The sequence below is a fragment of the Geothrix sp. PMB-07 genome (assembly GCF_030758935.1).
In the GTDB taxonomy this organism is placed as follows: domain Bacteria; phylum Acidobacteriota; class Holophagae; order Holophagales; family Holophagaceae; genus Geothrix.
The window spans coordinates 1,303,321-1,324,077 of sequence record NZ_CP132333.1 but is presented as its reverse complement, the minus strand read 5'-3'; the positions used below and the strand labels follow the sequence as shown (position 1 = coordinate 1,324,077).

Genomic DNA, 20,757 nt, shown 5'->3' with positions numbered 1-20,757 from the left:
AGCGCCTCAGGCTTGACTTGCTCTTTTTAAGAGCAATACTGATCTCAACGGTGGTTCGACACCGCACCAACTCAAGGAGATTTTGGAATGCCTCAAAAGGATGTCAATCCAGGGGCGGCCATCGGCCTACCTACGGCGCAGGAAGCCCGTCTGGAAACGGTTTTTGATTTTCAACGGCTGTTCGCCGGAGTCGTGAATTTGGACGGGAGTGTCAGGCCCGAGGGGATTAAAGCCATCTTTGAACGGTATCAGGTCGATATCAAGACCTTCGCCGAACTGATGGGAGTCAGCGACTCATACGTGCATGCCGTCATCGCCCGGAGGAAGCGCGATCGGCGGATTGAGGATGCTATCGCTGCAAGGTTTGGCATCGAGCCGAATCGGATGTGGGGACGAAGCACTTCCAGTGCGGCTTGAGGCATCTATGGCAAAGCCTGCGGCATTGAAACCATCGAGGATGGCGTCGAGTCCGGATGTCGCCAGTTCTGCCTCTGTCGCCAAACTGGCGCCTGTTTGTGCGGGTGCTGGCGTCATTCCGCAACGGACAGGCGACAGTTGGCAAACATATGAAAACAGTGCCAATGAAATGATTGGGGGTGGGAGGGGTGTGGCGGCCACCCCTTCGGATTGTCGTCTCCTTTCAACTGCAGAAGCGGCCGAATTCGCTGGCTCGTCAGTCAGGACGATCCAGCGGTATATCGCCCAAGGCCGACTGCAGGCAGAGGTGGTTGTCGAAGAAATTGGCCATCGAGCGGGAAAGCCTAGTTTCCGGGTCCATCAACAGTCCTTGGCAAAGATCTTCCCGTTGGCTATGCAGCGTTTGGAGGCCGCAGAGGCCGCTGCAAAATTGCCGCTTCCTTCCACTGTTGTCATCGCTCCAGCATCAGACCCCACCGCTATCTCCGCCATGAAGAGCTGGCAGCGGCAACGAATGGATGCTCGTTTGGCCATCCTTCGCTATGTCGACCACCTGATTGAAGAGGGGCGAGTCAGCCGAGACAGGGCCTTGAATCGCCTCTTTGGAGAGGTCGAGTCAGGTGCTCTTCCAGAGAACTTGAAAACCCTCCTTCCCCTGGCCAATGCTCGCTCTGGCCAGTCGGGGGATCGAACGCTTTCACGCAGAACGCTCCAACGCTGGGCCGCTGATGCCAAACAGGGCATGGAACGGCTCGCGCCCAAGGCCTGCGACCGCTCAATGCCTGCCTGGCTTCCACAACTACTGGAGATCTACCGCCAGCCCCAGAAACCATCCCTTAGCTGGGCGGTCCAAACGCTGGTCGGACAACTGCCAGCTGGAGCCTTGGTGCCCAGCTATGACAGCGCCCGCAGGTGGCTCCTCAAGGTTGGCGCGGTAGACCGTGAACGCGGCAGGATGCTGCCCCGCGAACTCAAGACCATCAAGCCTTTCCGGCGCCGTGAGAAGCCTGAATTCCCCTTTGACGTGCTCACTGCAGACGGTCACACCTTTGATGCCGAGATTGCACATCCTGAACATGGGCGGCCCTTCCGGCCCGAACTGACGATGGTTGCCGACGTGAGCACCAACCGTATCGTCGGGTGGTCGGCCTGGGAGAAGGAAAGCACCTGGTCGGTCATGGATGCATTCCGCATGGCCGTGCTCACGGGCGGTGTCCCGCTGATCTTCTATACGGATAACGGCCCAGGCTATCGCAACGAACGCATGGAGGCTTTGAAGGCCCGCCTGGGCTATGAACACCACTTCAGCATTCCCTACAACTCGCAAGCGCGGGGTGTGATTGAACACCTGCAAAAGACCGTTTGGGTGGATCTGGCTGCCAAAGCCTTTGCAACCTACGTCGGCGCCTCCATGGATCGCCAGGCTCGGCAAATCGTCTTCAAGGCCAGCCGTCAGGGTCAACCGGTGCTGCCCTCCTGGCAGGCCTTTGTGGCGTTTGTTGAGCAGGCCGTGGCAGCTCACAACCAGAGGGCGAGCAAGGCCTGCCCCAAGGCCCTTGATTCCGAAACCGGCCGCCAGCGAAGACTGAGCCCTGACCAGACATGGGCCAAGGCGCAGGAACTGGGCTGGAAGCCAGAGGGTCTTCCCATCAGCTTGGATGAGTTCCGGCCAGAGGAACTGCGCCAGGTCCGGCGCGGAGAAATCCAGCTCTTCGGCAACACCTACTTCAACACTGAGCTAGCCGAACTGCATGGAGAAGAGGTCCGCGTGGCCTTTGACATCCATGATGCCACGCGCATTTGGGTCAGCAGAAAGGATGGCACCTTCATCTGCGAGGCTGGCTTCGAGGCCAACAAGGCAGCGTATTTCCCGAAGCCCTACGTGGAAAGCCTCCGAGAAAAGCGCCAAGAAGGACAGCGGCAGCGCTTGGAGCAAAGGGCCCAGCGAGTGCTGGGTGATGCGGCCTCCGAACCTCTTGCGATCCAGGCCCTGACCCCTGAGATGGTGGCGGCCTCCGATGCCCAGCTTCGTAAGCTAGGGCTGCCTGAAGATCCCGTGAGCACTGAGCCTCAGACGGAAGAGTCTACAGGTGAAGCTCGGCGACCAGCCTTCAAGTCGGACCGCGACTACTACTGCTGGATCCTCGATAACCCCGACCTGGCCGACGCGGACGAAACCGCGATGGTGCAGCGCCGACTGCGTCAAGACCACTTGTTTTCAACCCTGCTGGGCCGCGATGACGCGGCTTCGGCGTGATCAACCTCATCCCCCCTTTTTTGGAGGCATCGTGAAACGGCAATTCGTCAAAACCAGCAATCTCCGGTTGTTCCTAGCCGGGCTGGACATCCTAGAGCGGCGGGCCGCACCGGAGGCCAGCATCATGGTGGTCACCAGTGAGCCCGGCTAGGGGATTCAGCTGCTGGCGGGAACACTTGGTCCCAATCGATTATCAAGGCGTTTGGTGGATCCTACGCCGACGGCGGATACACCGGCCTTGGCGGGAAATACGAACCGGCGGGAATCGTCCATCGCGGCGAATACGTGCATGATCAAGAGACCACGGCATTCTGGGGAACCCAGTTCCTGGCCAGCCTGCATCCCAAGCGTTGGCGAGGTGCTGGATTCGCGGACGGCGGCCAGGTTGGCCCGCCCTCCCCAGGGGCAATGGCGGCGGCTCTGAGCCCCAGCGTCAGTGTCATGCCGATCATCGTCTACGACATGGAGGCGGCTCTGGAGAAGGCCGCCCAGGCCCCGCGTGGCACGAAGGCCATCATCCGCGTGGTGAAGGACAACCCTGAAGCGATGGGAGGCTGAATGGCCACGACGACCGGCACCGCGACCGATTACAACGACCTGATGTCCAAGGTGGTGGCCTATGTGACCGGAGCCGCCCTGGGCGCTCAAGCCTGGACGGCCCTGCGGAACGTGACAGGAGAGGCCATTCTTCGTGGGCCTGGCTTGACGGGGACCGACCAGATCTTCGTGGGGATGAAGTCTTTCAGCGATGCTGGCGCCGATTACTACAACTGGGTGTTGAGCGCCTTCACTGGCTTTGACGCGGGCCTGGCCTTTGAGGCTCAACCAGGTGCACACCACACCGGATGGGGCGTGAATCAGTCCGGGCCCATACTGACGCTGCAGAATGCGGCGATGCGCTACTGGCTCAGTGCCAATGGCCGTTGGATCGACCTTGTTGTGCAGGTTGGAACGGTCTATGTATCGACCATTATTGGGTTCGCATTGACGCCGTATGCGAGCCCTGGCCAATGGCCATATCCCATGGTTCTAGGCGCAAATCAGGCGTGGCCGAACGCGATAACGCTGGCTGGTAATACCAACCTGCGGTGGAGCTATACGGGAACCGAAAACCGAGCCTGGTTTAAGCCGGGCAGTGGATCCGCTCGGGCCTCACAACTCCGCGTCCGTCTGGCTGATGGGACCTGGTGGGGATTCGGCCCGAACTATGTCGATGGTGAAGGGGCCATTTATCCCAGCGCGAATGGTGCGACCGATGTCAGGCCCAATCTTGACGGCACCTATCAGCGCTGGCCCTTGATTCTCAGTCGCTCAACACCAACAGGCGAGATCGACGTGCTGGGCCAATTTGACCAGGTCAATTGGATCACAGGTCAATTGGATCACAGGGCATGCCAACGCCGCAGAAAACACACACCCAGATGGACCCGATACCTGGATGGCAGTTCCAAATGTCTTCCGTGCCACGAAGGTGGATTATGCGGCCTTCAAGCTCGCCTGAGGTGGTCAATGGCTTATGAAACGGGAACCTGGCTGAACCCGTCTGATGGATTGGATAAAGTCCGAGTGTTCCTCCTAGCCCAAGGCTGGACGGTGGATGCATGGACGGTCGAGGCACCAGGCAAACGCCTGCACATGCACAAGGGAACCTTCTATCTGAACGCGAAGAGTTCCGACGATCTTAGCGCTACGATTTGGACTCCAGGATCAAACGCTGGCCCACAAATTGGCTTCAACCTCGGGACCGGCTATAGCGCCGCCGTGGCCTGGAGAGACCAGGCTGGCGTAGCAAAGGACACTGCGGGCACTCCGAATTCAATCGGTGTCGCTCTTTCGCTCCCAGCAGGCGCCGTAGTGGGATACCGATTCGACTATGACGATACCTACAAGTCATTGGTGATCTACGCTCAAACGACTACCGGGGTTTGGCGTTGGATGGGCTTCGGTGAGTCCATGATCAAGGCTGGAGCATGGACCGGTGGGGCATGGATGACTGGCTCCATCAGCTACAAAACTGCAGGCGCCGAATGCATCGGCGGGAATGTCAACCGAGCGGCCTTCCCATTCGGCGCGAACACAGATGCCAACAACGAGGCCTCGGTGTTTGTGCGAGCCGATGTGGACGCCTTTATTGGGAAATGGGTTACCTGTGCTCAGACAGCCGCCACCGGGAAGTTGGGCGAAACGAACATTTCGGGCTGGAACAATTGGAGGTCTGTATTGATCCCCTCTCTGTTTGGCCTTCAGGAACGTGCTCGCAACTCGCTGAACAGCCTGTCGGCGCTTCTTCCTATTCAAGTCTTCACCGCCCGGGACGCGGGTGGAATGAGCTTGCTTGGGACCTTGCCGAACGTGTATGCAACCAACATCTCAGGAATGGTGGCAGGGAAGCCCTATCAGCAAGGTGCGGACTGGTTCATCCCCTACCCAGGTAACTTGCCCACCCGTGGCACGGCAATAAAGCAGGTTTAGGGCATGGCTGTCTTGCCCTCCGTGGCACCTCGATCATTCGGCGCAACGCTAGAAGGCCCAAGCGTGAGCCCAAGCCTTAGCCTGGGCGTGGCCAGTTGGGGTGTGATGGCTCTTGCCGCCAGTGGGATGGCTATGGGGAAGATCCCAGTTGGCCCTGTTCTCGTGGCCCATTGGGCATTGACCGGTTTGGGTGGTGCTTCGTATCGCGACATTCTCTATGGGCACATTCACCTCTTCCCTCCTGCCATTGCCCTGGGGAACCTGCTGGACAACCAGGTCCGCACCATCGAAGTCTGGAACGCCAGGGATGATGCCCAGCTCCTAAGCTCCATCGCGACCATCACTCCGGACGGGACGGTGATCTCAGGCGCGAGCCTCCCGCCAGCCACCTTTGGGCCTCTGGAGAGCAAGCTCTACAACGTGTCTATCAGCGCGGCCGGTGCCGCCGTACTGAACGCGGTGTTTACCTGGCAGTTCCCCGCCGAACAGCCCCAGCTGGTGGTGACTGGAACCCGCGTCATCGCCATGACTTTCTGCCCTGATTGGTCTGAGCCGCCAGAGGAGCTGTTGACCTGGAAGACGGAAGTTCTGCGGGCCTACAAAGGCACGGAGCAGCGGGTCCAGATCCTGGGGCAGCCCAGGCGGAAGCTATCGTTCAGCTATCTTCTGGAGGACGCCAGCCAGAACGCTCGGTTCCAGAGCCAGGTCTGGGGCTGGCAGGGGCGGGTTTTCGCTGTGCCGGTGTGGATGGATCAGCAATGGCTGGCCGCTGACCTGGCAGCCGGAGCAGTGGCCGTGCCCTACCAGACGGCCTATCAGGACATCGAGGCGGGCCAATCTGTCCTGCTGTGGGCGGATGTTCTCACCTGGGAAATCGTGGAGACTGCGAGCTTCGACGCCACCTCGATTCAGCTCAAACAGCCCACGCGGCTGGACTGGGCCAAGGGCACCCGTGTGGTGCCGGTGCGCTTGGCGCGCATGCCGAAGGCGCTGCAATGGGGCAGGCCCAACGCCCTTATGTCGCAGCTGCGCATCGACTGGTCCGTGGACACCTCTTCTGGCATTGCCGCCAACCGCATCCTCCCCAGTGGTCTGCCGCTCTATCAGGGATACGAGGTTCTGACCGAGGAGCCCGATTGGTCATTCGAGGTCGGGGAATCCGCAGAGTTGGATGAAGACCTGGTGGACTTCGAGGTGGGCCCTGTAGCCTACGATCCCCACACCTCGGCCCCTGAGTTCTCGCGTCCGTTCAATTGGGTCATGAAGGGCCGCGATGCCATCGCCCGGTTCCTGGGCTTCCTGGATGGGCATTCTGGGCGCCAGGTGCCCTTCTGGCTTCCAAGCTATGCCCACGATATGGAGCAGGCCCAGGATGCCGCTGCCGCCGATGTCTCTATTCAAATCCGAGACATTGAATACAGCGTTTACATAGCTCAACATCTCAACCGGCGCGACCTCGCCTTCTATCCTCTGAGTGGGCCCCCGATTTTCCGTCGCATCACAGCCAGCTCCCAGGGTGTCGGGAACGTGGAGTGGATCACCCTTGATCAGTCCTTTGGGCAGACTCGCAAAGCCTCTGACTGGAGCTGCATCAGCTTCTTGACATTCGTGCGGCTGGACCAGGACAGCCTACAGCTGGTATGGGAGACGGACGACCTGCTGCGGGTTAGTTTCCGGGTCAAGGAGATCCTGCTGTGACTGTGGCCACTCGCGAAGCATCGAGGCATGACGCTGCTCCGCTGGAGTTCTACAAGTTTGTGCGGGGCGCCAGGCGCTGGCTCTATACCAGTGCCGAGGTTCCCGTTACGACGGTTGACGGTCTTTACCTCCCGGCATCCATCGAGCGGAGCGATCCTGCTCTGGGCAAAGAGGAGCGGCATTCCACCCTGACCCTTGATGTGGTCAGAGATTTCCCCATCGCGATGTTGTTTCGAGGTGGGTCTCCTGGAAGCTCCATCTGGTTGTCCGTTGGCTGCCAGCATCGCGGGGAGACGGACACGGAATGGCTCTGGCAGGGGAAGGTGCGAGGAGTGGCCTGGACTGGATCCAGGGCCAAGCTGCAATGCGACCCCATGGACAAGGCTTTGGGCCGTGCAACTCTCCGATACACCTTTGGCTGCTCTTGTGGCCTCCGTCTTTTCTCGGCTCGCTGTGGAGTCTCCGAGGCCGCGTGGACGTTTGATACGGTTCTGGCTTCCATCAGCAGTGACGGTCTCACCATTACCTCTCCATTCTTTGCGACTCAGCCCGATGGCTGGTGGATTCGTGGCGAGGCATACCATCCGGCGCTGGATGTTCGGCAGGACATCGTGGGCCATGTGGGCAACGCTGTGACCCTGCGCCTGCCGTTCCCCGGTGCCGCGGTCGCGGATGCCATCAAGGTCATCCGTGGCTGTGATCACCTCTGGAAGCGCTCTGACGGTTCCTGGGGCGACTGCCATTCGGTCTACGGCAACGCTGTCAATTTCGGTGGTGATCCTTTCATTCCTGCGAAGAACCCTTTCGCCTCCGGATTGGACGGCTGATGCCTTTCTGGGCGTTCTTCCTCACCTGGGTAGCCAGCATGGTGGCTGGGGAGCTCCTGCGCCCAAAGCTCCAGGTGGACAACGCGAAGCCTGCTGGCGTCGCCGACTTTGAGTTTCCGACTGCCACTGAGGCGAGGAAAGTGCCTTACATCTGCGGAACCGTGGAGCTGAAGGCGCCGAACGTGACGTGGTGGGGTGATGTCACGAACCGCCCTATCAAGAAGAAGGCGGGCAAAGGCGGCTTCATGGGGACCGGCCGCACCATCTGGCAGGACGTGGGCTTCCGCTACTACGCGGGGATGCTCTTGAAGCTATGCCTTGGCCCGGTGGAGCTGCTGGAGCTGAAAGCCGATGGCAAGTCGTTCTGGACTGGTGTTTCCACGGGCGGTGTGCTGAACATTGACGCGCCCGGTCTTTTTGGTGGAGAGGACAGTGGTTGCGGTCTTTCTGGCACCATTAACTTCCTGCCTGGATCCCTGACGCATGCGGTGGACCCCTACCTCCAAAGCCAGCTCGGGTCGCCACTCCCCGCATGGCGCGGCATCGCGAGCCTGGTTTGGCGTGGGCCCTCTTCAGGAGGCGAAAGCGGCTACCTAGGAACCAGCAAACGCATCGCGCCTATCAGCGCGGTGGTTCGCCGCCTTCCATCCAACCTCGGCCTGTCCGCAGGTATCACCAACCTGAACGGGGATGCCAACGCTGCTGAAGTCATCTACGAGCTGCTGACCAATCCCGATTGCGGGATGACGCAGCCCACCTCGATGATCAACCTGAGCACCTTTCAAGCTGCGGCGAACCAAATGGCCTCAGAGGGGCTCGGCATCAGCGCGGTTTGGGACAATGACAGGCCTGTGCGCGATTTCCTGGATGACATCCTGCGCACCATCGACGGCGCCTGCTACTTGGATTTCAAGACAGGCCAGTGGACGCTCAAGCTGGCCCGTGGTGGCTACAACATCGCCTCGCTTCCTGTGCTCGATGAGTCCGTCATCACGAGCCTGGAAGGTTACAGCGAATCGGCTATTGATGAGAGCACCAATCAGGTGCAGCTGACCTACCTGGACCGTGCGGCCGGATTCGTGGAAAAGCAGGTCCAGGCAGCATCGTTCAGCAACATTCGCCAGCAGGATGCGGTCGTGAACCAGGCCCTGTCCTATCCCATGATCAGCCGTTCGGACATCGCTGCGAAGCTCGCAGAGCGTGATCTCCGGGCGATTTGCACTTCCCTGGCCAAGGGCGACTTGATCTGCAATCGTGCGGCCCGTGACTTGGCCCCTGGTGATGTCTTCGTGCTTCGGTGGGGACCCCTCGGCCTGGACCAAGTGGTCTGCCGCGTCCTTCGTACCGCCCGTGGCACACTGAAGAACCGCTCCATCCGCATCAGCGTCCTGAAGGACGTTTTCAGCCTCGGCCAGGCGCTCTATGGTGCTCCAGCTGTTTCGGGCCGGACCAACCCCATTCAGGATCCAGCGGCGTGCCCTGCTCAGCAGCTACTGGAGGCACCCTACCACCTCACCCGGCAGGATGCCCCCAAGCTTCTCATCATGGGACAGCGGCCTAATGGCAGCTGTCAGACCTACGACATCTGGATCAAGAAGACCGCCCCCTCGGCGGATGCCGACTTCACCTATCGTGGAACCGGCCTGGCCTTCGCCCCCGTGGGCATCCTGACATCCGCCTACGGCATGACGGCCGCTGTGGATGAGGTCGGGTTCACGGTCTCCGGTAGCTCCGACCTGGCGGCCCTAGCACCCGTGCTTGATTCAGAGCTGCGCCTGGGCGCCAATGTGGCCTATTTCGAGAGCGGGGAGGCCATCGTCATTCGGCAGCCCATCGCGAATGGAGATGGAACGTGGACCCTGAAGGGAGTGTGGCGCGGCGTCTTTGACACCGTTCCTCAGGCTCATGCGGCTGGTGAACGCATCTGGTTTGGCGCCTACGGGCAGGCATCCACGGATGAGATCTTCGCAGCTGGCGATACCCTGGCTGCAAAGCTGCTGCCTACGGGCTTCCGGGGCACCTTGGCCATCGCGAGCGCCCTTCAGTCCAACCTCAATCTGGTGGGCAGGGCCGCAAAGCCTTATCCCCCGGCCGGGCTCACCGTGAACGGGCTTGCCACCCTCACAACCTCCGTGGGCGATGTTGCGGCCGCATGGGTGCATCGGAACCGCCTGACCCAGACTCAGGTCGTTCGACAGGACGATCCCACTCAGGCAGCGCCGGAGGGCACCTATACAGTGCGGGCCTACGTTGGCGGCACCCTCAAGCGCACCTTTACCGGGGTGGTGGCCACCAGCCAAGCCTACACGGCCGCTCAGAGGGCCTCTGACGACGTCGACGGGACCAAGACAGTGGAGATCTCCATTCAGAGCGTCAATGGCGCTCTGGCAAGCGTCGAGCGCAAGAGCCCGGCCTTTGTGATGACGGGGGCTGGTATGACCTGCGGCCTCTATTGCGGCGGAATTCAGGGGTGATCGATGGCTAAATCATTCGGACCAAACACAGGCCTTCTGGTCGATGCAGCGCAGGGTGAGGCTCACTATGCCGAGCTGATGAAGCAATGGCGCGGCATGGATACCCTTCTGATGCCTGCTATGAAGGGGGTCGGGACAAATGCTCCGCCGGGGTCTCCTGCCGATGGAGACGCCTATGTCATCGGCACGAGCCCTACCGCCGCCTGGGCAGGTCAGGGGAACAAGATCGCCAGGTGGTCCAGCATTGCATCCGCGTGGGAGTTCTTCACGGCGCGGACGGGATGGTCTGTCCGAGATGGATCCTCGGTAATTGCTCAGCAGTGGTTTTTCAATGGAACCGCGTGGCAGACCATAAATATCCGCCTTTCTTCAGGGTTTGGCCTCGTCATACCCGCTACATCTGGAACAACTTACGACCTCTATCTCCAAAATGTTGCACAAAATGCAGCCTACATGCAGGTTTTGGCTGGATCAAACATTCCCCAATTTCCGCAGGGGATTAACCTCGGAGGGACCGCAAGTCTATCGGCTTATGACGAAGGAACCTGGACCCCGACCGCCGCAAATCTTGGCGGCTCCGGGATCGGCTACGCGACCAAATATGTCCGTGCAGGCGGTCGGACTGATTTTTCACTCATCATCGCGGGAACGTCCTTGAGCTGCACAACGGCTTCGACGTCGATCACGCTTCCGTTTACGCCCGCTCGGCTTTCAACTTGCGGCATGAACGACCAGACGTGGGGTGGTGTTGGGAACTGCCTCGTCAACGTCGATGGGAAACTCTACCTCCCGACATGCTCTGGGAAAACGCAGCTCATCATTTCTGGAACCATCTTCAACGTCTAAGGAGTGCGCATGTCGCTTGCCGAAGTTTCAACAATCCGATGCATTGAGATTGCCTATGTAGACGGGGCGCCTTCCAACCTTTACCGCGAATCCCGACGCGTCGTCCTCAAAGATGGGGTCGAGATTGCCGCCAACTCCATCCGCGAAGTGATGGAAGCCGGGAGCGAAGAAGCCAAGGCCGTGCTTGGGGACACGTTGGCCGGTGCGCTCGCTCAAGTGAAGTTGCTCATGGCCCAGGTCGAATCCGACAACAACACCATCAATGCTCTTCTGGAGGAGGTTCGGCACCTGGGCGACCAGATTGCCCAGGCAAAGGCCCGGGTTCCCGAATTGGAAGCGGCCGTGGACACAGCCACCGACTAGCGCTCCTCCTGGGTTGGTTTGACGTGTCAAATCATGTGCAAATGTCGCGCCAAACCGGTCGCCGCGTTACACTGGCGCAGCCAGACCAGTTCGAACCCCCCAGAGGACTGCCAGCGCCGGCGAATTCAAATCCAGCAAGCAGAAGCGCCCCGCGAAGGGGCGCTTCCACGGAAACCTCAGCACCTAATCCGTCACCGCCAGCACGACGCGGTCATTGCGCAGCCGATCAGCATCCAGGATGCGGACGGTGGCGTTCTTATGGTCTTCCGAGAAGGTCAGGCTGTAGTGCTTGCCCTTTTCCAGAGACCCGGGAATCACGTTCACCTTGCTGATCTTGTTCAGGCCCAGGTCCGCCGCCTGGATGACCACTTCCGGGTTCGGGCCATCCAGCGCGAGGTCCTTGTCGAACTTGGCCGTGAGGGCCTTGGGGCCCATGCGGTCCTTGGCGAACACGGGAACAACGATGGTGCCATCGTTCTCCAGATCCTTCCGCTTCCCGATCAGGTAGTGCATGGCGTTGAGCTTCAGCTTCTGGGCCTGGCTCAGGGTGGACAACTCATTGACCTGCGAGAGGAGGGTGGTCTTCTCGGTGCGCAGGGCATCGACGTCCTCCTGCACCTTGGTGCGCTCTGCCACCAGGCCTTCCACCTGCGTCGCCAGCCGCTGAGCCGATTGCATGCTGTCATCCCGCTCCTTCTGGAGGGCCACCCGCTGGTTGGTCAGGTACTCCGTGGGGCCCACGTCCGCCTTGCCCTGGGTAACAGCCGTGATGTAGGTTCCGCCGACATATTGGTGGTAGATCTGCCAGCCCGGCTGCAACGTTTCCAGGAGGTTGGCCCGGGCCGCCGCCAGCTTGGCCTTCTCTTCGGAGAGACCCCGGCCCTTGAGATACCGCACCGCCAGGGCGAAGTGGCTGTCGTTCTCCTTGGCGATCACGGGGCGAGGCAGTTCACTGCGCAACTTCGCCACCTTGGCATCCAGATCCGCAATCTGCTTGTCCCGATCCAGGATTTCCTGCAGCAGCGCCGCGGTGCCGTTGTTCTTCTCCGCTTTCACCCGGGCTTCGAGGAGGCTGCGCTGCGCCTCGCTCAGTTGCACCCCGGCGGTTTCAGGTTGAACGCCAGCCTTGGCCAAAGCCTCCTTCTGAGCCTTGGCGGTACCTCGCGCCTGGGTTTCGGCCTTTTCGGCCTCGGTGACCTTCTGGGTCAGATCTCGGGCTTCGGCGGTTTCGGTTTCGGTCTTCTTATCGCAACCAATCGTGAGGGCCAGCGGCACGGCAGCCAGCATGGCGCCAAGTGTGAGAGATCGAAGCATGCTCATGGGGGGGCTCCTGGGCAAATCAGGGTTTCCTGATGTCCCCAGGGTGAGGTCGAGCATTCATCCGCGCCATGCTTATTTTGACTTTATTTTCATACTCATAACCAATGTTTACAATGATCCATGCACTATTATCTATACACAAACAGCCAAAAGAACTAGGCAGGTCAGCATCACCAAGGCCAGGGCGGTTGCCCTTCCGCCCGGGTCTCGCCGATCGGTCATGGAAGCCACTCCAGATCATTCCCCTGATGACGGCACAGGAGCCCCAGCCGGTGGAATCGCAAAAGATCGATTTGGGGTGAGGCTTCACGCCACCCGTGGTCAGACCACGGGCCCGCTGCGCTCAGGGCTTTCGTGATCTGTGACGCCCCCCATCCCAAGCTACAATGACCGGTTCCGCCTGCCAGGCGGGGAGCCCAACGATGACCGATGCCTGCACGATCATGACCACCTGTGGCAGCGAGGAGACCGCTCTGACCATCGCCGCCGCGCTGGTGGACCAGGCCTATGCCGCCTGCGTGAACATCCTCCCCAGTATCAAAAGCTATTACTACTTCAAGGGCGAGACCCACCTGGATGAGGAGGTCATGCTGATCATCAAGACCACCCGGGAGCTCTTCCCCCAGGTCTCCGATGTGATCAGCGACCTGCACACCTACGAGGTCCCCGAAATCCTCATGTTCTCGGTGGAGGAGGGCTCCGAGCCCTTCCTCGACTGGATCCGCCAGAGCGTCAACCGCTTGGCCTGAACCGCTCGCCTCCAGGAGTAGCCCCATGGAACAGACCCTGTCCCTCGAATTCCTGCGAGTGGTTGAGCAAGCCGCCATCGCCTGCTCGACCTCCATCGGCCATGGCCGCCGCAAGTACAGCGACCAGTTGGCCGTGGAAGCCATGCGCAAGGCCATGGAATCCGTTCGCATGGATGCCACCATCGTCATCGGCGAGGGTGAGCGGGACGAGGCCCCCATGCTCTACATCGGCGAAAAGGTGGGCATGGGCGCGGATCTGGATGGCGACCACCCCGAGGTGGACATCGCCGTCGATCCCCTGGAAGGCACCAACCTCTGCGCCACCGGCGCCCCCAACGCCATCGCGGTGTTGGCGGCCACGGAGAAGGGCGGCCTGCTGCACGCGCCCGACCTCTACATGGAAAAGCTGGTGGTCGGCCCTTCCGCCAAGGGCAAGGTGCACCTTGACGCCCCGGTCCACGAGACTTTGAAGATCATCGCCGATTCCCTCAACCGGCAGGTCTCCGAGATCACGGTCAGCGTGCTCGACCGCGACCGCCACGCCCAGCTCATCGCTGACATCCGCAAAGCTGGCGCCCGCATCCAGCTCATCGGCGATGGCGACCTCAGTGCCGCCATCAGCTCCGCCGTCAGCGGCACGGGCATCCATGCGGTCATGGGCATCGGCGGCGCCCCCGAGGGCGTGCTGTCTGCTGCCGCTCTGAAGTGCCTCAACGGCGAAATCCAGGGCCGCCTCAAGGTCGACACCAACACCGCCAGCCGCGAAAAGGCCGAGGCCATGGGCGTGGATTTCGGCCGCATCTACTTCACCGACGACCTCTGCCCCGGCAAGCAGATCGTGTTCGCGGCCTGCGGCGTCACCCACGGCAACCTGCTCAAGGGCGTCATGCATTTCGGCCATGGCGTGCGCACGTCCAGCCTCATTCTCACCTACGGCAGCCGCCAGGTGCGCTTCATCGACACCGTCCACATGAAGGAAGGCGAGTTCACCACCGTTCGCTTCTAAAGCCATGAGCGGCGAGTCCATCCGCACCCGACTGGCACGCTGGGGGTTCAACCTCTGGCCCTGCTACCGGGGCACCGGCGGGCGGGTCACCTTCATCGCCAGCGACTGGCGGGAGATCCGCGTGTGCCTGCCCTTATCCTGGCGCACCCGCAACTACGTGAACACCACCTTCGGCGGCAGTCTGTACGGAGCCGTGGATCCCTTCTTCATGCTCATGCTCATGAAGAACCTGGGGCCGGGGTACGTCGTCTGGGACAAGGCCGCCTCCATCCGTTTCCGAAAACCGGGCCGAAGCACCCTCCACGCGACGTTTCGGTTGGATGATTCGGAACTGGAGGAGATCCGCCGCCTTCTCCAAGCGCAACCCAAGGTGGATCGCACCTACCGAATTCAGCTTGAAGACAAGGCCGGAGCGGTTCATGTCGAAGTTGACAAGGTCATCCACATAGCTCTGAGCCGACCTTCCTGATAGGCTTTATCCCTCAACTTACGAGGTTACCCATGGCATCCCCCCTTCGCGCCTCCCTCGCCCTCAGTCTCGGACTCGCGGCCTTCGTTCTTGCCGCCCAATCCAAGCCCGGCATCGATCCCGCGAACCTCGATGCGACGGTGAAACCTTGTGAGGATTTCTACGCCTACGCCAACGGCGGCTGGCTCAAGAGCCACAGCATCCCTTCGGACAAGCCCCGCTTCGGCGCATTTGAAGAAGTGAGCGAGCGGAACCGCGCCATCCTCCAGAAGATCCTCACCGAGACCAGCGCCAAGACCACCTGGGCCAAGGGCAGCATCGAGCAGAAGGTGGGTGATTTCTATGCCTCGGGCATGGATGAGGCCGCCATCGCCAAGCGCGGCCTCGATCCCCTCAAGCCTGTCCTGGCCCGCATCGATGGCCTGAAGGACAACAAGCAGCTCCCCGCCCTGCTTGCCGAACTGCATAGTCAGGGGCTGTCCAGCGGCTTCGGCTTCTTCGTGGGCCAGGACGCCAAGCAGTCCACCCGCTACATGGGCTCCCTGAACCAGGGCGGCACCGGCCTGCCTGACCGGGACTACTACCTGAAGGACGATGCCCGCAGCAAGGAGATCCGCACCAAATACGAAGCTCACATCGCGCGGATGTTCGAGCTGGCTGGCGAAGCCCCGGCGCAGGCCGCAGCCCACGCCAAGGAGGTGCTGGCGCTTGAGACCCGCCTGGCCCAGGCCCAATGGACCCGCGTGGAATTGCGGAATCCCCAGAAGCGCTACAACAAGCGCACGCTGGATCAGGTCGTCCAGGAAGCCCCCGGCTTCGATTGGAAAGGCTACTTCGCCGGGCGTGGCGTGCAGCTGGAGGATCTGAATCTCAGCCAGCCCTCCTTCTTCCAGGCCTTCGGAAAGCTGACCACTGAAGTGCCCGCTGCCCAGTGGCAGACCTACCTGCGCTGGCACGCCATCAGCAGCTGCGCCAGCCTCCTGCCCAAGCCCTTCGGCGATGAGTCCTTCGCCTTCCACGGCAAGATCCTGAACGGCACCCCGGAGCAGGAGCCCCGGGCCAAGCGCGTCGAAGCCGTCACTGACAACACCCTGGGCGAGGCCCTGGGCCAGCTCTACGTGAAGGTGGCCTTCCCCCCCGAGGCCAAGAAGAAGGTGCTCGAGATGGTGGAGAACCTGCGGGTGGCCCTGCGGGAGCGCATCACCAACCTCGACTGGATGGGCGAGGAAACCAAGGCCCAGGCCATCAAGAAGCTCAATGCCTTTGGCGTGAAGATCGGCTACCCCGACAAGTGGAAGACCTATCCCTTCGACGTCCAGCGCGACGACTACTTCGGCAACGTGCGCCGGGCCTCGGCCCATCGCATCCAGGAGAACCTCAAGAAGCTCGGCAAGCCCATCGACCGCACGGAATGGGGCATGACGCCGCCCACCGTCAACGCCTACTACAGCCCCACCATGAACGAGATCGTGTTCCCGGCGGGCATCCTGCAGCCGCCCTTCTTCGACGCAGCAGCCGATGACGCCGTGAACTACGGCTCCCTCGGCTTCGTCATCGGCCACGAGATGACCCACGGCTTCGACGACAGCGGCAGCCAGTTCGACGCCGAGGGCAACCTCAAGAACTGGTGGACCGACGCAGACAAGAAGGCCTATGAATCCCGTACCGATCTCGTGGTCCAGCAGTACGACGCCTATGAACCCCTCAAGGGCGAGCATGTGAACGGCAAGCTCACCCTGGGCGAGAACATCGCCGACATCGGCGGCCTCAAGATCGCCTTCGCCGCCTACCAGAACAGCCTCAAGGGGAAGGCCGCGCCTACCCCCATCGATGGCTTCACCGGGCCCCAGCGCTTCTTCCTGGGCGCCGCCACCGTGTGGCGCAACCACATCCGTGAAGCAGCGCTGTCCGTGCGCCTGAAGACCGATCCCCACAGCCCCGGCCAGCAGCGGGTCAACGGCCCTCTCTCGAACCTGCCCGAATTCTACGAGGCCTTCGGCTGCGCCGATGGCCAGCCCATGAAGCGTGACGCGAAGGTGCGCCCCGCCATCTGGTAGCCCTTGTCCGTGGGCCCGGGACCAAGAGCCCGGGCCTTTTGCATTCTGGAGTTTCCGTGAAACACCGACCCGCTTTTCTCGCCCTGGCATTGGTGGCGCCCCTGACCGCCCAGATGCCCTACAAGGGCTTCAATCCCGCGAACATCGACACCAGCATGAAGCCCACCCAGGACTTCTTCCAGTACGCCGTGGGCGCCTGGGCCAAGCGCACCACCATCCCCCCCGAATACGACCGCTATGGGGTGGACCAGGAGATCGACACCCGCACCCACCAGATCCTGAAAGAGATCATGCAGACCGCGGCCATGGCCAAGGCCAAGACGGGTTCCGAAACCCAGCAGGTGGGCGATTTCTACGCCAGCGGCATGGATGAGGCGGGCATCGAAGCCCAGGGCCTCGCCCCGCTGAAGCCCCTCTTCGCCCGCATCGACACCGTGAAGGACGCCTCCACCCTCATGGCGGTGCTGGCGGATCTGCATCAGCGGTTCGCCTTCGCCGGCTTCTCCTTCGGCGTCGAGCAGGACGACAAGGAGAGCACCCGCTACTCCCTGATGCTGAGCCAGGGGGGCCTGGGCCTGCCCGATCGCGATTACTACCTGAAGGATGACGCCAAGTCCAAGGAGATCCTCGCCGCCTACCGCGCCCACGTGGCGAAGATGCTTGGCCTGGCGCGCCTCGATGCCAAGGATGCCGACCGCATCGTCGCGCTGGAAACGCGGCTGGCCAAGGCCAGCATGACCCGCGTGGAGCAGCGCGATCCCAACGCCATCTACCACGCCATGACGCCAGCCCAACTCAAGGCCGCCGCTCCGGGTTTTCCGGTGGACCTCTACCTCAAGGCCCTGGCCATCCCCACTCCTGACCGCTTCGTGGTGCGCCAGCCCGCCTTCCTGGCCGAACTTGGGCGCATGATCCAGGAACTGCCCGCCGATCAGTGGCGCGTCTACCTCCGTTGGCACCTGCTGCGCAGCACCGCCTCGGCCCTGCCCAAGGCCTTCGAGCAGGAATCCTTCGCCTTCTACGGCACCCGGCTGCAAGGCACCACGGCCCAGCATCCCCGCTGGAAGCGCGTGATGTTCGCTGCGGACAACGGCCTGGGCGAGGCCCTCGGCAAGCTCTACGTGCAGCGCGCCTTCCCCGCCAGCAGCAAGGCCAAGGTGCTGGAGATGGTGGAGAACCTGCGCACGGCCCTGAAGGCCCGCATCGAAGGCCTGGAATGGATGAGCGCTCCCACCAAGCTCAAGGCCAAGGAGAAGCTCGCCGCCATCCGCGTGAAGATCGGCTACCCCGATGTGTGGCGCGATTACACCAAGCTCAACATCCAGCCCCAGCCCTACGTCCTGAACGTGCTGGAAACCCGCCGATTCGAGTTCCAGCGCCGCCTGGCCCACCTGGGCCAGCCCATCGACCGCAACGAATGGGACATGACGCCCCAGACCAACAACGCCTACTACAGCCCCTCCATGAACGAGATCGCCTTCCCCGCAGGCATCCTGCAGCCGCCCTACTTCGATGCCACGGCAGACGACGCGGTGAACTACGGCAACATCGGCGCCACCATCGGCCACGAGATGACGCATGGTTTCGACGACGAAGGCCGCCAGTACGACGCCGACGGCAACCTCAAGAGCTGGTGGACCGCCGAAGACGAGAAGGCCTACAACGTCCGCGCCGAGCTGGTGGCCAAGCAGTTCGACGCCTACGAGCCCCTGCCCGGCCTGCATCTGAATGGCCACCTCACCCTGGGCGAGAACATCGCTGACCTGGGCGGCCTCAAAATCGCGTGGGATGCCTGGAAGCTGAGCCAGAAGGGCAAGGCCCCAGTTGGCAAGATCGAGGGCTTCACGCCGGAGCAGCGGTTCTTCCTGGGCTACGCCGAAACCTGGCGCACCCTCACCCGCGAAGAGGCCACCCGCCTGCGCGCCAACACCGATCCCCACAGCCCCGCCAAGTTCCGCGTCAATGGGCCCCTCTCCAACCTGCCCGAATTCTATGAAGCCTTCGGCTGCAAGGATGGCGATCCCATGAAGCGGGCCGAGAAGGATCGCCCCGCCATCTGGTAAGCTGCCACCCCTGTCCCACCTCCTGATTCAAAGGATTCCCATGCGCCTGAAACCCCTCGTCCTCCTGGCCACCCTGCTTACGGCAGGCGCGGCCCTGGATGCCTGCACCAACCTGCTCGTGACCAAGGGCGCGAGCAAGGACGGCTCCACCATGATCACCTACGCTGCCGACAGCCACACGCTGTACGGCGAGCTCTACTTCAAGCACGGCGGACGCCACCTGGCCTCCGAGATGCGCGACATCGTGGAATGGGACACGGGCAAGTTCCTGGGTCGCATTCCCGAAGCGCCGGTGACCTACACGCGCGTGGGCAACATGAACGAGCACCAGCTCGTCATCGCCGAGACCACGTTCGGCGGGCGCAAGGAGCTGCAGGTCCCCAGCGGCCTCGTGGATTACGGAAGCCTCATCTACATCGGCCTGGAGCGCGCCAAGACCGCCCGCGAGGCCATCGAAGTGATGACCAACCTGGTGGAGACCTACGGCTACGCCTCCGAGGGCGAGAGCTTCTCCATCGCCGATCCCAATGAAGTGTGGATCCTTGAAATGATCGGCAAGGGCAAGGGCCAGAAGGGCGCCCTCTGGGTGGCCTACAAACTGCCCGACGGCACCATCAGCGCCCACGCCAACCAGGCCCGCATCCGCCAGTTCCCCCAGAACGATCCCAAGTCGGCCCTCTTCAGCAAGGACCTCATCCCCTTCGCCCGCAAGGCCGGCTACTTCAAGGGCGAGGACAAGGATTTCAGCTTCGTGGACGCCTATGCGCCCCTGAGCTTCGGATCGCTGCGCGGCTGCGAGGCCCGGGTGTGGAGCATCTTCAACCGCGCCGCCAAGAGCCAGCACATCAGCATGGATTACGTGAAGGCCGAGAAGGGCGCCAAGCCCATGCCGCTCTTCGTGAAGCCCGACCAGAAGCTGGACGTGCGCGACGCCATGGAGCTCATGCGCGATCACTTCGAAGGCACGGATTTCGACATGACCAAGGATGTGGGTGCCGGGCCCTACAAGCTGCCCTACCGCTGGCGGCCCATGGGCTTCAAGATCGACGGCCAGGACTACGTTCACGAGCGCGCCATCTCCACCCAGCAGACGGGCTTCTCCTTCGTGACCCAGAGCCGCTCCTGGCTGCCCGATCCCGTGGGCGGCGTGATCTGGTTTGGCGTGGACGACACCTACCTCACCGTCTACCAGCCCATTTCCTGTGGCATCAAGGAGGCTCCCAAGGCCTTCGCCGAAGGCACCGGCAATTTCAATGAGTTCAACTGGGACAGCGCCTTCTGGACCTTCAACTTCGTGTCCAACTACACCTACACCCGCTGGAGCGACATGATCGTCGATGTCCAGAAGGTGCAGCGCGAATTCGAGGGCGGTTACCTCGCCGACCAGCCCGAAGTGGATCGCATGGCCCTCGACCTCTACAAGCAGAACCCCACCCTGGCCCGTGACTACCTGACCCAGCTGGCCGCCAAGAACTCCAGCCAGCTCATGGCCCGCTGGAAGAAGCTGGGCGAGTTCCTCATTTGGAAGTACCTGGATGGCAACGTGCGCAATGAGAAGGGTGAAGTGACCCATCCCAAGGCCCCCGAGGATTGGTTGCGCTGCATCGTCAAGGACCACGGCGACGTCATCAAGGTGAAGAAAGTCGAAGGTCTGGCCCCCGAAGAAGAATAGGGCCTGGTCTGACCACCATCGCCATCGAAAAGGCCCCGATTCCGGGGCCTTTTCTGTGTCCCGCAGC

16 protein-coding genes are annotated in these 20,757 nt (G+C 61.8%); 15 read left to right on the top strand and 1 reads right to left on the bottom strand.

What is annotated here, in order from left to right:
- The first annotated feature begins 87 nt into the window (after nucleotides 1-87).
- From Q9293_RS05775 to Q9293_RS05735, 9 genes are all read left to right on the top strand, one after another.
- Nucleotides 88-417 carry a hypothetical protein gene (locus Q9293_RS05775; RefSeq protein WP_306250946.1) on the top strand — a complete coding sequence of 110 codons (330 nt, stop codon included), beginning with the start codon at nucleotides 88-90 and terminating at the stop codon, nucleotides 415-417.
- 7 nt (nucleotides 418-424) lie between these two features.
- Nucleotides 425-2,674 carry a Mu transposase C-terminal domain-containing protein gene (locus Q9293_RS05770; RefSeq protein WP_306250943.1) on the top strand — a complete coding sequence of 750 codons (2,250 nt, stop codon included), beginning with the start codon at nucleotides 425-427 and terminating at the stop codon, nucleotides 2,672-2,674.
- Nucleotides 2,675-2,959: 285 nt separating this feature from the next.
- Nucleotides 2,960-3,232, top strand: a complete 273-nt coding sequence (locus Q9293_RS05765; protein ID WP_306250941.1) for a hypothetical protein — start codon at nucleotides 2,960-2,962, stop codon at nucleotides 3,230-3,232.
- Nucleotides 3,233-5,146, top strand: coding sequence for a hypothetical protein (locus Q9293_RS05760; protein ID WP_306250939.1), 1,914 nt, complete (start codon nucleotides 3,233-3,235; stop codon nucleotides 5,144-5,146).
- Nucleotides 5,147-5,209: 63 nt separating this feature from the next.
- The gene (locus Q9293_RS05755; RefSeq protein WP_306250937.1) at nucleotides 5,210-6,844 is read left to right on the top strand and encodes a hypothetical protein; all 1,635 of its coding nucleotides are present in this window, start codon (nucleotides 5,210-5,212) and stop codon (nucleotides 6,842-6,844) included.
- Nucleotides 6,845-7,176: 332 nt separating this feature from the next.
- A complete protein-coding gene (locus Q9293_RS05750; protein WP_306250935.1) occupies nucleotides 7,177-7,671 on the top strand; it encodes a phage BR0599 family protein in 495 nt (164 codons plus the stop codon).
- Entirely contained in the window at nucleotides 7,671-10,145 is a 2,475-nt protein-coding gene (locus tag Q9293_RS05745) for a phage tail protein (protein ID WP_306250933.1), read from the top strand. Before Q9293_RS05750 ends, Q9293_RS05745 begins: the two co-directional genes overlap by 1 nt.
- Before the next feature lie 3 nt (nucleotides 10,146-10,148).
- Nucleotides 10,149-10,991, top strand: a complete 843-nt coding sequence (locus Q9293_RS05740; RefSeq protein ID WP_306250931.1) for a DUF2793 domain-containing protein — start codon at nucleotides 10,149-10,151, stop codon at nucleotides 10,989-10,991.
- Nucleotides 10,992-11,000: 9 nt separating this feature from the next.
- Nucleotides 11,001-11,354 (top strand): hypothetical protein, encoded by a 354-nt coding sequence (locus tag Q9293_RS05735; RefSeq protein WP_306250929.1) that lies wholly within the window; start codon nucleotides 11,001-11,003, stop codon nucleotides 11,352-11,354.
- A gap of 183 nt (nucleotides 11,355-11,537) precedes the next feature.
- Here the strand turns inward: Q9293_RS05735 and Q9293_RS05730 are convergent, their stop codons facing one another.
- Nucleotides 11,538-12,674 carry a hypothetical protein gene (locus Q9293_RS05730; RefSeq protein ID WP_306250927.1) on the bottom strand — a complete coding sequence of 379 codons (1,137 nt, stop codon included), beginning with the start codon at nucleotides 12,672-12,674 and terminating at the stop codon, nucleotides 11,538-11,540.
- Nucleotides 12,675-13,096: 422 nt separating this feature from the next.
- On the opposite strand from Q9293_RS05730, the gene cutA reads away from it, so the two are divergent.
- The 6 genes from cutA to Q9293_RS05700 are packed head-to-tail and all read left to right on the top strand — an operon-like array spanning nucleotide 13,097 to nucleotide 20,690.
- Nucleotides 13,097-13,423 carry a divalent-cation tolerance protein CutA gene (cutA, locus tag Q9293_RS05725; protein ID WP_306250925.1) on the top strand — a complete coding sequence of 109 codons (327 nt, stop codon included), beginning with the start codon at nucleotides 13,097-13,099 and terminating at the stop codon, nucleotides 13,421-13,423.
- A 25-nt stretch (nucleotides 13,424-13,448) separates the two neighbouring features.
- Nucleotides 13,449-14,429 carry a class II fructose-bisphosphatase gene (gene glpX, locus Q9293_RS05720; protein ID WP_306250923.1) on the top strand — a complete coding sequence of 327 codons (981 nt, stop codon included), beginning with the start codon at nucleotides 13,449-13,451 and terminating at the stop codon, nucleotides 14,427-14,429.
- Between the two features lie 4 nt (nucleotides 14,430-14,433).
- Nucleotides 14,434-14,898 (top strand): DUF4442 domain-containing protein, encoded by a 465-nt coding sequence (locus tag Q9293_RS05715; RefSeq protein WP_306250921.1) that lies wholly within the window; start codon nucleotides 14,434-14,436, stop codon nucleotides 14,896-14,898.
- 32 nt (nucleotides 14,899-14,930) lie between these two features.
- Nucleotides 14,931-16,955 carry a M13 family metallopeptidase gene (locus tag Q9293_RS05710; protein WP_306250919.1) on the top strand — a complete coding sequence of 675 codons (2,025 nt, stop codon included), beginning with the start codon at nucleotides 14,931-14,933 and terminating at the stop codon, nucleotides 16,953-16,955.
- Between the two features lie 56 nt (nucleotides 16,956-17,011).
- Nucleotides 17,012-19,018 (top strand): M13 family metallopeptidase, encoded by a 2,007-nt coding sequence (locus Q9293_RS05705; RefSeq protein ID WP_306250916.1) that lies wholly within the window; start codon nucleotides 17,012-17,014, stop codon nucleotides 19,016-19,018.
- Nucleotides 19,019-19,058: 40 nt separating this feature from the next.
- Nucleotides 19,059-20,690, top strand: a complete 1,632-nt coding sequence (locus Q9293_RS05700) for a dipeptidase (protein ID WP_306250914.1) — start codon at nucleotides 19,059-19,061, stop codon at nucleotides 20,688-20,690.
- Nucleotides 20,691-20,757 lie beyond the last annotated feature (67 nt).